This window comes from Kitasatospora sp. NPDC056651, from assembly GCF_042792155.1.
GTDB lineage: Bacteria > Actinomycetota > Actinomycetes > Streptomycetales > Streptomycetaceae > Kitasatospora.
On record NZ_JBHTWX010000009.1, the window covers coordinates 1 to 12915 of the forward strand.

At 72.2% G+C, this 12915-nt stretch carries 14 protein-coding genes; 11 read left to right on the forward strand and 3 right to left on the reverse strand.

Annotated elements, in window-relative coordinates; genetic code table 11:
* Positions 1–445: 445 nt before the first annotated feature.
* The 8 genes from ACFRAR_RS06055 to ACFRAR_RS06090 all read left to right on the forward strand — a co-directional run bounded on the left by ACFRAR_RS06055 (position 446) and on the right by ACFRAR_RS06090 (position 8127).
* Positions 446–1744 (forward strand): ATP-binding protein, encoded by a 1299-nt coding sequence (locus ACFRAR_RS06055; RefSeq protein ID WP_380695272.1) that lies wholly within the window; start codon positions 446–448, stop codon positions 1742–1744.
* Positions 1741–2142 carry a roadblock/LC7 domain-containing protein gene (locus ACFRAR_RS06060; protein WP_380695274.1) on the forward strand — a complete coding sequence of 134 codons (402 nt, stop codon included), beginning with the start codon at positions 1741–1743 and terminating at the stop codon, positions 2140–2142. The genes ACFRAR_RS06055 and ACFRAR_RS06060 overlap by 4 nt, the downstream gene beginning before the upstream one ends.
* Positions 2139–2513, forward strand: coding sequence for a DUF742 domain-containing protein (locus ACFRAR_RS06065; protein WP_380695276.1), 375 nt, complete (start codon positions 2139–2141; stop codon positions 2511–2513). Before ACFRAR_RS06060 ends, ACFRAR_RS06065 begins: the two co-directional genes overlap by 4 nt.
* Positions 2488–3078 carry an ATP/GTP-binding protein gene (locus tag ACFRAR_RS06070; RefSeq protein ID WP_380695278.1) on the forward strand — a complete coding sequence of 197 codons (591 nt, stop codon included), beginning with the start codon at positions 2488–2490 and terminating at the stop codon, positions 3076–3078. Before ACFRAR_RS06065 ends, ACFRAR_RS06070 begins: the two co-directional genes overlap by 26 nt.
* Before the next feature lie 132 nt (positions 3079–3210).
* Positions 3211–4611 (forward strand): cytochrome P450, encoded by a 1401-nt coding sequence (locus ACFRAR_RS06075; protein WP_380695460.1) that lies wholly within the window; start codon positions 3211–3213, stop codon positions 4609–4611.
* A 410-nt stretch (positions 4612–5021) separates the two neighbouring features.
* The gene (locus tag ACFRAR_RS06080) at positions 5022–6155 is read left to right on the forward strand and encodes a cytochrome P450 (RefSeq protein ID WP_380695462.1); all 1134 of its coding nucleotides are present in this window, start codon (positions 5022–5024) and stop codon (positions 6153–6155) included.
* Positions 6156–6247: 92 nt separating this feature from the next.
* Positions 6248–7144, forward strand: a complete 897-nt coding sequence (locus ACFRAR_RS06085) for an enoyl-CoA hydratase/isomerase family protein (RefSeq protein ID WP_380695464.1) — start codon at positions 6248–6250, stop codon at positions 7142–7144.
* A 149-nt stretch (positions 7145–7293) separates the two neighbouring features.
* The gene (locus ACFRAR_RS06090) at positions 7294–8127 is read left to right on the forward strand and encodes a hypothetical protein (protein ID WP_380695280.1); all 834 of its coding nucleotides are present in this window, start codon (positions 7294–7296) and stop codon (positions 8125–8127) included.
* A gap of 11 nt (positions 8128–8138) precedes the next feature.
* On the opposite strand, the gene ACFRAR_RS06095 is transcribed toward ACFRAR_RS06090, so the two are convergent.
* Complete coding sequence (locus tag ACFRAR_RS06095; RefSeq protein ID WP_380695282.1) at positions 8139–8405, reverse strand: hypothetical protein; 267 nt, start codon at positions 8403–8405, stop codon at positions 8139–8141.
* Here ACFRAR_RS06095 and ACFRAR_RS06100 point away from each other — a divergent pair.
* Positions 8398–9027 (forward strand): hypothetical protein, encoded by a 630-nt coding sequence (locus tag ACFRAR_RS06100; RefSeq protein WP_380695284.1) that lies wholly within the window; start codon positions 8398–8400, stop codon positions 9025–9027. The genes ACFRAR_RS06095 and ACFRAR_RS06100 overlap by 8 nt on opposite strands.
* Positions 9028–9204: 177 nt before the next feature.
* On the opposite strand, the gene ACFRAR_RS06105 is transcribed toward ACFRAR_RS06100, so the two are convergent.
* Both ACFRAR_RS06105 and ACFRAR_RS06110 read right to left on the reverse strand, forming a co-directional pair.
* Positions 9205–10038: a hypothetical protein gene (locus ACFRAR_RS06105; protein ID WP_380695286.1), complete on the reverse strand. Its 834-nt coding sequence runs from the start codon at positions 10036–10038 to the stop codon at positions 9205–9207.
* Positions 10039–10291: 253 nt separating this feature from the next.
* The gene (locus ACFRAR_RS06110; protein ID WP_380695466.1) at positions 10292–11617 is read right to left on the reverse strand and encodes a tetratricopeptide repeat protein; all 1326 of its coding nucleotides are present in this window, start codon (positions 11615–11617) and stop codon (positions 10292–10294) included.
* A 201-nt stretch (positions 11618–11818) separates the two neighbouring features.
* Between ACFRAR_RS06110 and ACFRAR_RS06115 the strand changes: the two genes are divergently transcribed.
* Entirely contained in the window at positions 11819–12235 is a 417-nt protein-coding gene (locus ACFRAR_RS06115; protein ID WP_380695288.1) for an ATP-binding protein, read from the forward strand.
* 12 nt (positions 12236–12247) lie between these two features.
* The gene (locus ACFRAR_RS06120) at positions 12248–12799 is read left to right on the forward strand and encodes a hypothetical protein (protein ID WP_380695290.1); all 552 of its coding nucleotides are present in this window, start codon (positions 12248–12250) and stop codon (positions 12797–12799) included.
* Positions 12800–12915 lie beyond the last annotated feature (116 nt).

Below are 12915 nucleotides of genomic sequence, written 5' to 3' on the forward strand. Positions count from 1 at the left end.
TCGCGTGGCGCGCCCCCCCCCCCCTGCTGCGCCCCGGTTCCCGGCCCTGCCGCCTCAATCCCACCGGCGGCCCCCCCCCCACGCGCCCGCGGGCCCGCCGTTTTCGCGCGGCCGGGGGCGCGGCGTGGTCACGCTGTGTCCCGGTGCGGGTGTGTCCAGGGTGTGAACCTGTGGTCAACGTCGCGTCACGAGCTTCGCCGTTTCTCACCAGGAACGTCCGCGGGTCGTGGAATTTCGCCCCAACTGCCCCTTTTGACGGCTGTTCTGACGTGCCGGGAGTTGCAGTAGGCTGACTCCGCGATAGGCGTCGCCGCAGGTCTCGTACCGGAGCGCACCCCCGATGCGTAGTGGCATCAGGTGCCTTTCGGGGAGGTTCAGGCCGCCAGTCCCATTCGCGTTTCGGGGCCCGGACCGGCTCCACGCGATGCCACCTGAAGAGAGTTTCATGACGTCATTTGTGCAGGAACCCTTTTTCTGGGTCTTCATCGTGGTGATGCTCATAGCCGTCGGAGCGGCCCTCCAAGCCCGCAGGACGAACCTCGCCCTGCGGCGGCGAAACGATTCCCTTGAAGAGGCGAGCGCTCTCGCCCAGCGGCAGCGCGACGAGTTCGCGGCGCTGCACGAGCGCCTGCGGGGCCAGCACGCGGCCGAGCTGACGGACGTCCGCCGGGACGCCGAGGAGGACACCAAGGCCGTCCTCAAGGCGGCGATGCGGACGCTGCAGGGCCTGGCCGACGAGCAGCAGATCGTCATCGACCGGGTGCAGCGCAAGTACGGCGACAGCCCGCAGATCCTCGCCGACCTGATGACCATCGACCACACGAACAGCCAGTTCGGCCGGCGCGCCCAGGGCATCGCGGTGCTCTGCGGCGGCTGGCTGGGCCGCCGGGAGAGCGTCGCCTCGGTCTTCGACGTGGTCCGCAGCGCCCAGGGCCGGATCCGGCACTTCGACCGGGTGCGGATCCACTCCCGGGTCAGCGTCTCGCTCGCCAGCAAGGTCGTCGAGCCGGTCGCCGTCGTCCTGTCCGAGCTGCTCGCCAACGCGACCAACTACTCCGCCCCGGACACCCCGGTGGAGGTCAGCGTCCAGGCCGTCCCCACCGGCGTCTGCCTGATCATCGACGACGCCGGCCTCGGCATGGGCCAGGAGGAGAAGGACCGCGCGGCGGTGCTCCTGAACCCGGGCGCGCCGATCAGCCTCACCGACCTGGGCAACCCCCCGAAGTTCGGCTTCGCCGTCTCCGGCATGCTGGCCGCCCGCTACGGCTTCCGGGTCTCCGTCGACTCGGTCTCCCCGTACGGGGGCGTGCGGGCCGTGGTGCTGCTGCCGGCCGAACTGCTCAGCAGCGAGGTCGCCGCCCCGCCGGTCGCCGAGCACACCGACTACCAGGTCGCGCCGGCCGAGCAGCCCGCGCAGGCCTGGTCGCAGAACCCCGCCCAGCAGCCCGCCCAGGCCTGGACGCAGGCCCCCGGTCAGCGGCTCGTGTCGCTGCCCGAGCCGGGGCCGGCCCTGGCCCCGGTGCCGGCCCCGCCGGCGGAGCCGGAGATGACCTCGGACGGACAGCTGCCCCGGCGGCGGCGCCAGCGCCCGGTGTCGGTCGTCCCCTCCCCGCAGGACCCCGCCCGGGCCGCGGACCCGGTGCGCGGCCTCGGCCAGAACACGCCGTCCCGCCTCGGGGCGTTCCAGCGCGGCACGCTGTCCGGGCGCAACACCATGACCACGGAAGGAACCGAGATCCAGTGAGCCGCGATCTTTCCTGGGTACTCAACGACGTACTCCAGGTACCCGGCGCCCGGCACGCCATCCTCGTCTCCGCCGACGGCCTCCTGCTCGAACGCTCCAGCGGGATAGGCCGCGACGAGGCGGAGACCAACGCCGCCGCGATGAGCTCGATGCAGTCGCTGAGCCGCGCGGTCGCCCCGTTCGTCGGAGGCGCGGGCGGCACCTGGCGCCAGACCCTCCTGGAGTACGACCACGGCTGGATCTTCCTGATCGCGGCCGGCAGCGGTGCGTACCTGGCGGCCTCCACCGCCCCCGACGTCGACATGGAAGCGATGTCCTTCCGGATGCAGCAGCAGGTGGGCGCGCTCGGGCGGGCGATGTCGGCGGCTCCGCGCCAGAGCACGCTCAGCGGCTCATGACGGCGGGCGGCGAGGAACAGCGGGTCACCGGCGGCTTCATCCGCTCCTACGTCATCACCGGCGGCCGCGAATTACCGAGTGCGGAGGCCCTGTCTCTGATCACCCTGGTCACCATCGGTCCCGACCAGGACCTTCCCGCCCTGGCGAGCCCGGAGACCCAGGCGATCTGGCAGCTGTGCTCCGGCGGCTACCTCTCGGTGGCCGAGGTCGCGGCGCGGCTGGAACTGCCGGTGGGGGTCGTGAGGCTGCTGCTGACGGACCTGATCCGCGAGGGACGGCTGCTGCGCCGGTCGGCCCCGCCCCCGGCCCAGGCCCCGGATCCGAGACTTCTAGAGAAGGTACTGCATGGACTTCAACGACGGTTCGCCTGAGGACATCTACGTCCCGGGCGCGGTGACGACCGCCGTCAAGATCCTCGTCGTCGGGCACTTCGCGGTCGGCAAGACCACGCTCATCCGGGCGCTGTCGGAGATCGCCCCGCTGAGCACCGAGGAGAGCATGACGCAGGCGTCCGTCCGCGTCGACGACCTCCACGGCGTACCGGACAAGAAGACCACGACCGTCGCCCTGGACTTCGGCCGGCTGACGCTCGGCGACGACCTGGTGCTGTACCTGTTCGGCACGCCGGGCCAGCAGCGGTTCATGCAGCTCTGGGAGGACATGGCGCGGGGAGCGCTGGGCGCGCTGCTGCTGGCCGACCCGACCCGCCTCTCGGACACCTTCCCCGTCATCGACCTGATCGAGCAGTACGGCCTGGACTACGCGGTCGCGGTCAACAGCTTCGACCAGCAGAGCGACTACACCGAGGACCAGCTGCGCGAGGCGCTCGACCTGCTGCCGCACACGCCGGTGGTGTTCTGCGACGCGCGGGACCAGCGCTCCTCGGCCAACGCCCTGCTGACACTCGTCCGGCACCTGCTCGCCAGGGCCTCCTGACCTCCCCCACGCCCCCACGCCTCCCTCCCCTCACGTCTCCCGGGTCCGCATCCGCCCGGGGCCACCTCCAAGGAACGACCCATGGAATCTCCGCAGCGATCCGTCTCCCCGTCGTCTCCGCCGGGCTGCCCGATGCGCGCCGGCGTGAGCACACCGCTCTACGGGGACCAGTTCTCCGCCGACCCCGGCGCGGTCTACGACAAGCTGCGGGCCAGTGGTCCCGCCGCGCCGGTGGAGCTGGCCCCGGGCGTGGACGCCACCCTGGTCACCTCGCACGAGGCCGCGCTGAGGGTGCTGCAGAACCCGGGGATGTTCGCCCGGGACTCGCGGCGCTGGGCGGCGCTGAACGAAGGGCGGGTGCCGATGGACAGCCCCGTCCTGCCGATGATGTTCTACCGGCCCAACTGCCTCTTCACGGACGGCGCCGAGCACCTGCGGCTGCGCAAGGCCGTCACCGAGAGCCTGGAGCGGCTCAACGACAACCGGCTCAACCGGCACGTCGAGCGGATCGCCGGCTACCTCGTCGACCAGTTCAGCCCGCTGGGCCGGGCCGACCTGATCAACGACTACGCCAAGCTGCTGCCGCTGCTGCTGTTCAACCAGCTGTTCGGCTGCCCGGCCGACATCGGCGACCGGCTGACCCGCAGCATGTCCGCGCTCTTCGACGGCCTCGATGTGATCCAGGCCAACGAGGACCTGACCTCCTGCCTGATGGACCTGGTCGCGCTCAAGCGCCGCCAGCCGGGCGACGACATCACCTCCTGGCTCATCCAGCACCCGGCCGGACTGCGGGACGAGGAGCTCAAGGACCAGCTGGTCATGCTGATGGGCGCCGGCGTCGAGCCCGAGCGCAACCTGATCGGCAACGCGCTGCTCCTGCTGCTGTCCGGCGAGGGCGGCTCCGGACTGCGGATCGAGGACGCCCTCGACGACGTGCTGTGGAACAACCCGCCGATCGCCAACTACGCGACGCACTACCCGATGCAGGACCTCAACGTGGGCGGCGTCCCGATGGACGCGGGCAGCCCGGTGGTGATCAGCTTCGCGGCCGCCAATAGCGACCCGGCGCTGACCGACGCCCGACTGACCCTCAGCAAGGGGGCCCACCTGGCCTGGGGCGCCGGCCCGCACGCCTGCCCGGCCAAGTCCCCGGCCCAGCTGATCGCCCTGAGCGCGATCGAGTGCCTGCTCAACGCGCTCCCGGACGTCACCCTCGCGGTGCCGGCGGAGCGCGTGGAGTGGCGGCCGGGGCCGTTCCAGCGCGGTCTGGTCTCGCTGCCGGTGCGGTTCAGCCCGGCGCCCGCCCGCACCGTGGCGCCGGCCGCGCGTGCGGAACCCGCTCCGGGCGGGTCGTCCGGCTGGTCCCAGGGCGGCGCCGAGCCGGGCCAAGGGTACCCGCAGGGCGGCGCCTCCGGGCCCGCCCGGGCTGCCCAGCATTCTCAGCACCCGCAGCACCCGCAGCATTCTCAGCACCCGCAGCACCCGCAGAAGAAGGGGTGGTGGAGCTCCTTCCTGGACGTCTTCCGGCTCTGAGCGCCCGGCGCCCCGCCCCGTGGTCCGGGGCGGGCTGCCAGGTGCGGGCTACGGGCTGCGGGCCCGGACCGGGCGGGTCGTCGGTATCCGACGCGCCGTCCGGTTCCGTTCTGCTTCCGTTCGGCATCCGTTCCGCCGGAAAGCGGTGGGCGGGTTCCGTTTTCAGTGCGGTACGTGACGGGAGCAACACCGATCGACGCTTGAGCGCGCTGTTGCTGGGTAGGTCGCCGCCGTACTGACCGCCCGCGCGCAAGGAGCCCCGTGTGACCGCCATGTTGGAAGCCCGCCCCGCGGATCCGGGGATCCCCGGCGCAAGCGTCGACCGGCGAGCGGCCGTGCCGCTGCTGCGGAGGCTGCGGTCGGCCGAAGGGCTCGCCGATCCGCGTCCGGTCTACGACGGGCTGCGGGCGCTGGGCGACCTCGTCCCGGCACCCTGGGGCGGCTACCTGGTCACCGGGTACGACGCCTGCGACCAGGTCCTGCGCGGCCGGAACTGGCTCGTCCCGGACTTCGCCTGGCAGGCGCGGCAGACCTCGACGGAGCGCTGGGAGGCCGTCGCCACCCAGGAGATGAGCGGCACCCTGTCCCGGCTCAACGCACCCGAGCACACCCGGCAGCGGCGCAGCCTCGGGAACCTCTTCGACCGCAACACCCTCCGGGAGATGGGGCCGCGGATCGAGGCCGACGTCACCGAGCTGCTCGACCGCCTGGCCGAGCGAATACAGGCGGACGGCGAGGCGGACCTCGCCACCGTGGTCAGCGAGCAGCTGCCGATCAACACCGTCGGGCGCTGGCTGTCCATCGCGCCGGAGGACTACCCGCACATCCTGACGATGACCCACAACCAGGTGCACGCCCAGGAGCTGCTGCCCACCAAGAGCCAGCTGGCGATCTCGGAGCAGGCCACCATGGACCTGCGCGAGTACTTCACCCGCCTCGTCCGGGAGCGCCGCGAGCAGGACGGCGACGACCTGATCGCCCGCTGGATCCGCACCTGGGACGCGCTGGAGTCCGACCGCGAGGCCACCGACCGGGTCGTCTACCAGCTCACCATGTTCGTCACCATCGCCTCGCTGGAGACCACGGCGACGCTGCTCTCCTCGCTGGTGTGGCTGCTGCTCGGCTCGCCCGGCAGGTGGGAGTGGCTGCGGGAGCACCCGGAGCACATCGACGACGCGATCGAGGAGGCGCTGCGCTACGACCCGCCGATCCGCGTCAACAGCCGCGTGGCGGGCGAGGACACCGTGCTGGCCGGAACGTTCCTGCCCAAGGACACGATGGTCCACGTGATGTACGGCGCCGCCAACCGCGATCCCCGCCGCAACCCGGACCCGCACACCTTCGACCTGCTCCGCCGGGGCAACCACCTCACCTTCGGCGGCGGCGCCCACTACTGCCTCGGCGCGGGCCTGGCCAGGATGGAGGCGCGCGCCCTGCTGGGGCAGCTGCTGGAGCGCTTCCCGACCCTGCGGGCGGCGAGCCTGCCCGAGTACGCACCCCGGATGGTCTTCCACCGGGTGACGTCCCTGAGAGTGACCGCATGAACGTCTCCCCTCAGGCCTCCCAGTACCCCGGGCCCGCGACGCCGCCCGCGATGCCGCCCGCGATGCCGTCCGTATTGCCCTCCGGGTCCGCGATGCAGCCTCCGTACCTGACGCACCCCACGCCGCCCGGCGGCTGGTACACCCAGCCCGAGACCGCTCCCGGGACCGCTCCCGAGGCCGTGGTGGCCCCCGAGCCCGCGGCCGCCCCCGTGCCCGCGGTGGCCCGTACGGTCCGCGCCGAGCAGCGCGGCCCCGTGCTCCACGTCGAGCTGGACAGCCCGGGCACCGGGAACGCCGTCACCACGGCCATGCTGGACGAACTCCTCGCCGTCCTCGCCGAACCCGACCCGACCGTGCGGGTGATCGTGCTGTCCGGGGCCGGCCGGGACTTCTGCCTCGGCGGCGACCGCGAGGAACTCGCCGCGGGCCTCGACGAGGACCCGACCGGCGGCGGCATACGGAGGTACGGGGACAAGGCCCGCAAGGTCTGCGAGGCCCTCACCAACAGCCGCGCCGTGACCGTCGCCAGGGTGCAGGGCCGCGCGACCGGCGCCGGCTTCGCGCTGGCGCTCGCCTGCGACCTGCGGGCCGGCGCCGACAACGCCGTCTTCCGGCTGCCCGAGCTGACCCTCGGTCTGCCCGTCGCCTGGGGCGGCCTGCTGCCCCGGCTGATCAACGAGGTCGGCGCCGCCCGGGTCCGCGAGATCATCCTCACCGGCCGCCCGGTCGGCGCGGTCGAGGCACGTGAACTCGCCGTCCTCCAGCGCGTCGTCCCCGAGCAGGAACTGGACGCCGCGGTGGCCGAGTGGACCAGGCCGATCGCGCGCCGCCCCGAGGCCGCGCTGCGGGTCACCAAGACGCTGCTCGCCTCGCACGCGGCGGCGAACCGGATGGCCGACGCCTCCGTGCTCGACTCCGAGCTGATGGCCTCCGTGCTCGCCGCCGCCCACTACACCCGTGGCCTCGCCGCCCGGTCCCCCTCCAACTGAGCCGCGCGCACTGAGCCGCGCACGCGAAAGGGCCCGCCGGTGGCGGGCCCTTTTCCGCGCGTGCGGAAAACGGTTGTGGATCGTTCCCGTACGTTCGCTACCCTGTGCGATCGATGATGGGGAAGAACATGGTGGGGACTGTGGGGACCATGGGGACTTTGGGGACGGCACGGGCGCGTGGCGCGCGGGTGGCGGGGGCCGTACTGACGACGGCTCTGGTCGTGGCCGGAGCGGCCGCCTGCGACGGCGGCGGGGGTGGCGGCGACGGCGACCGGAAGACCGGCGCGAAGGCGGCGGCCAGTACGCCGCCGCAGCCGTTCGGCACCGGCGGCTACCGGGGGCTGACGCTCTCGATGACCAAGGACGAGGCGCTCGCCTCCGGGGCCCTGGAGAGCGCGCCGGTCTCGCTGCTCAACGGCTGCACCGACTATGCGTACAAGGGCGGCCCGGCGCCGGACCCGGTCCGGATGGCCGTCGAGAAGGAGGCCGGCGACAAGGCCCACAAGGCGCTGGCCCGGATCGACGAGATCAAGGCGCAGCGCAAGCCGCTCGAACCGCTGGCGCCCGGGGCCTCGCTGGAGCAGATCGTCGAGCACAACGACCGCGCCCAGGAGTGGATGCGGCAGGAGCAGGCCGTCCGGCCGGAGATCGACGCGCTCTACAAGGACGTGGACCTCATCGGGCCGGTGACGAAGAACCGCAACCAGGCCTTCCTGACCACCGGTCGGGTCAACTTCGGCACCAAGGGCCTGCGCCAGCTGGTCGCCCCGGCCGAGGCGCGCACCGCCGAGGGCATCGGTGCCGGCTCGACCGAGGAGCAGCTCAAGCAGGCCTACGCGGGCAAGGAGCTCAAGCCCACCAAGGACGGCACGTACGAACTCCCGGCCGAGGGCGGCGGGCCGGACTGGTTCTACGAGTTCACCATGGCCGACGGCAAGGTCGTGGGCCTCGCCCTGGTCAAGCACAACACTTACTGTTCCTGAGACTTCGGGGGTCATGGCATGAAGATGAAGCGCGGGTCGATGCGCACGGTGGGCATCGGCGTCTCGGTGGTGCTGCTCGCCGCCGGAGCGGCGGCGTGCTCCTCCGGCACGTCCGGTTCGTCCGCCGCCGGTTCGTCCGCCACGGGTGTGCCCGCGTCGGCGCCCGCGTCGGCGTCCGGGGCTGCGTCCGGGGCTGCGTCCGCCCCGGCGGTCGCGTCGAAGGGCCCGGAGGCCTTCGCGGCGGCCGGGTACCGGGGCCTGAAGCCCGGGATGGCCAAGGACGCCGGGCTGGCCACCGGCGCGCTGGAGAGCGCGCCGGTCTCACTGCTCGACGGCTGCACGGACTTCGTCTACAAGGGCGGTCCGGCGCCGGACCAGGCCCGGATGACCGCCGAGGCGGCCACCGAGGCCCGCTACAAGGACCTGAACGCCAAGGCCGACGCGGCCGAGGGCAAGACGTCCGCCCCGGCGGGCACCCTGCCGCCGAACGCCTCCGCCAAGGACGCGGCGGCGGCCGCCGCGGGCGCCGCCGCCTCGGCCAAGGACTCGGCCGCCACCGCCAAGCTGATGGCGGACGCCACCCAGTCCATCGCGGACATGTGGCTGGCCCGCGAGGACAGGGACAACGCGTTCCTGACCACCGGTCGGGTCTCCTTCGCCGCCTCCGGCCTGCGCGAGTTGGTCGCCCCGGCGGAGGCGAAGACGGCCGAGGGCATCGGCGCCGGCGCCACCCTCGACGCCCTCCAGCAGGCCTACGGCGCCAAGGGCCTCCAGCTGGCCAAGAGCGGCAAGTACGTGATGCCGGTCGAGGGGCAGCAGGGCTGGCAGTACGAGTTCACCGTGGACGACGGGAAGGTCTCCGGGATGGCCGTGGTGAACCGCGACATCAAGTGCGTCTGACCAGCTGACCGTCTGATCGCCTGACCGGCCGATGAGGGCCCCGACGAACCGTCCGGTTCGACGGGGCCCTCCGCCGACGCGCGCAGCTGAGACGTGGGAAGTCGGCCCGGCCGACTTCCCACGCACGCGGCTACGGCGCGCGGGAGGGGGACGAGGCGTCGGAGGGGGACGAGGTGGTCAGCCGCCGAGCGCCACGGTGGACGGCGCCTGCCACCCCCGTAGGGCGGCGCGGGCTCGGGCGATGCCCCCGGGGGTGGCGGGCGCCCCGCTGCCGACGGCGACGGTTCTCGCTCCCAGGCCCGCACAGGAACGGCAGATCCCCGGCTGGGGCACCGGATCGTGGCAGCGGCCGCACTCGGCGTACGGCGTCGGTGGGGGCGCCGACCGTTCCGGCGGCAGCTTCCGTTGCAGGCGGTCCCGGAGGATCGCTGCCGGGCAGTGCATCGGCTGTGGCAGCCCGGGGAGCAGGGCATGGGCCAACTCGGCCTCGCTGATGCCTCGTTCCAGCCATTCCAGGACGAGCGGCGCCAGCGCCCGCGCCTCGGCCTCGCCGAGGCGCAGGCGGGGTTCGGGCCGGATCACCCGGAACAGGGTGGCCACGGCGGCCCGCGTTCGTTCATCCGGGAGGGTGGGTTCTTGCCCCGGGTCCTTTACGGGAGGGGTGACAGTGAGGCCGGTCCCTCGCCCACCGGAGTCCGGGCGGGGGACAGTCGGTTGGGGGTGCGGGATGTCGAAGACGTGGGCCTCGGACCGGACCGTCCCGTCGGGCATCCGGACCTTGTCGACCCGGTAGTACCCGGCATCCTTCAGCTCCTTGAGCGCCCGCCGGACGGCGCCCCGCCCCTGCGGACTGCTGTCCGCCATCTGCCGCCCGTCCTCCCGCCAGCCGTCCGGGCGGGACAGTAGGTCGCCGAGCAGCCCGCGAGCGGTGTAACTGAGCCGACGGTCCTGCAACAGGCCGTTCGGAAGGACGGTGAACGCGCGCGTGTGCGCGCTACGATGAATCTGCATTGGGAGTCTGTTGCTCCTGGTGCCCGACCCCGGGGTGTTCCACCACCGCCGGGGTCTCCTATGTTTTGTTGACAATGCGGAAAGTAGCACATCGGCTACACGGAGTGTGAATCGTTCGCGAATTGGTGCAGGCCGGTGAATGTGTTCTCCCGGCTGCTGCTGAAGAACTCGTAGTGGCTGATCCAGACCCCCGAGTGATCCTCACCCGTGGGCGCGGGCGAGCCCTGCGCGGGCGCGCCCGGTCCCTCACTGGTCATGTCATGGCCCCCTGTGCCGTCCGCGCTGACCCTCGGCCGCCCGCCATGGGGCGGGCGCGTTCGAGGAGTTCACGGACGTGGGGGTTGCGGCGGTGCGGCCGGGTCGCGGAGAGCATCGACCGGAAGCGGTCGTCGGCCCGGCCGGACTGGATGGCCAGGTAGTCGTCCAGGGCGAGGTGCCAGTTCTGGACGGCCTCTTCCAGCCGGCCGGCTTCGATCTGCCATTCGGCGAGCATCGAGCGGTGCCGCACGCGGGTCCCGCGATACACCATGGGTCGGACCTTCTCGGAGTGCTGGATCGCGCGGATCGCACCTTCGCGGTCGCCAAGTTCGTAGTTGACCTGGGCGACGTGGTAGGCGAGGGAGGACGGGTCGTATCGGCCGCCGGCCTTCGCCTTCGATTCGGCCTGATCCATTGCGACTTCCGCTGTCCGTAGATGGAGCAGAGCCCCGGCCTTGTCCCCGGTTTGGGCGAGGGCGTGGGCCTGTTGGCCGGTGAGAAAGGCTCTCATGCGGGGTCCGGCCTGGGGAGAGGCGGACGAAGCTGCTTCCGCGAACCGCAGGGCGGTGCTGCCGTGGCCGAGGTTGACGGCCTGGACGCTCATGCCGCGCAGGGTGGTGCAGTACATGAGGTGGTCGCCCGCGTGCCCGGCCAGCTCCAGGGCCTTCAAGTAGTAGCGCTGGGCCAGGGAGTCGTGGCGTTCGTCCGCGGCCATGTAGCCGGTCAGGTAGCAGTGGTCGGCGGCGGCCGACAGCATGGCCTTACGGGCGTCCTCGTCGGCGTTCGCCCGTAGGTACGGGACGATCGTGTTGACCAGGAACGAGGCGGCCATCGGGCGGGCCATCCGGCCGCCGAACTGGTCGACCAGGGTGCTGATCCGTTCGGTCATCGCGGCGACCGCCCGGACCTCTGCCATGCCGATCCGCAGATGAGGGTCGGTCCGCAGCCTCTCGAAGCGGCCGACCACGTCGGGCCAGCCCGGGATGGTGAGGGCCACCGAGTACAGGCCTGCCGTGAGGATTCCGCGCCGGGATGGGTCCATGTCGAGGCTCCCCAGGTCAATCAGTCCTGACACTGTATCCGTCGATTTGTCGACTGGGGTAGGCATCTCGCGGAATCCGGCCTCGAAGGCGGTGATCGGCCGCTTGAGCCTCCGCGCCAGCGTCTCCAGGACCACCGGCAGGGCCTTCGCCGCGGGCGAGGTGCCGCTGAGCCAGTGGGAGACGGCCGAGGCGTCGTACTTGAGCCGCTGCCCGGTCTCGGTGCCGGTTCGGTTGACGGCCCGAGCCAACTCGCCGTTCCCCCAGGCGGCTTCGGCCATCAATGAGGCGAGCTTCCGGTTCGGCTCGCGGTCGCTTCGCACGACAGTTCCCCCTTGCAGGCGGGTTTCAAGGGTTTCAACGTCCCGGCTCGCGTCGACCATAGCCGACCACAGGGCACGGCTGTTGACTGTTCGTCATCGGTCAATCACCAGTAGTGGTGCGACTGGTCCCCTCTCATTTCCTCTTTGAGGTGTTCCGCCATGCCTACGTCCCGCCGTCCCCGCATGTTCGTCGCGCGCCTCGACTCGCGGGCCGAATCCACGCCCCTGGCCCGGTACTTGCTCCGGGCCTACCTCGCCGGGCTGCCTTCCGGGGACCGCTATCGCGACACCGCCGAACTGCTCCTCGGCGAGTTGTTCGCCAACGCCGTCCGGCACTCCGACGCGCCCGATGACCGTCACATCGAAGTCCGCTTCGCCCTCGTCGACTCCCGCTTGCGCCTCGAAGTCCACGACGCCGGCAGCGGCCGCCCCTCCCTCCGTGCCGCCGAGCCCTCCGATGAGCGCGGGCGCGGCCTGTTCCTCGTCAACGAACTGGCCGAACGCTGGGGCTACGCCTCCCGCCCCTGCGGCATCGGCAAGTTCGTCTGGGCCCTCGTCGCCCCCGTCACTGTCTGAAGGACCGACCACATGCACCTCGCGACCCTCGCCCGGCACACCCTCTCCCGTGGCGCCACCCCCGCCGCCACCTACGCCCTCCTCGCCCGCCTCGGCCACCAGCCCTTCCCCTGCGCCGAGGCCGTCTGCCTCGCCCTCGACATCCCGCCCGCCGAGACCGCCCGCCGCCTGGCCGACTGCTACGACGCCCTGCTCGCCGACCCCCGTCCGAACTCTGAAGTGGACACTGGCGAACTCCTCGAAGCCCTGGGCGTCTTCGACGTCCCCAAGGACCTCACTGCCACCGAACGGGCCGTCGTCGCCCATTTCCTGACCGCCATCGACGCCATGGGCGGCATCCGCCCCGGCCACCACCACGGTCTCCAACGCTGGTTCACCACCGGCAACCTCACCACCGCCTACCTCTCCCTCGTCGCCGCCCGCCCCATGCCCCGCACCGGCGACCCGGCCCGCTACTGGGCCACCCTCGTCACGGCCGGCGAACTCCTCGCCACCACCCTTCCCTCCGATCGCCGCATCACCTACGCCCTCACCCACTGCCGCACCCGCGCAACCCGCCCGTAAGCACCGGAAGTCGGCCGAGCCGACTTCCTGCGCAGGAGTGGTTCGGGGGCGGGGGTGGGTGGGCGCCGCGGGGGGCGCAGGGGTGGGGGTGCGGGGCTAGGCGGGGGGGGAGCGGG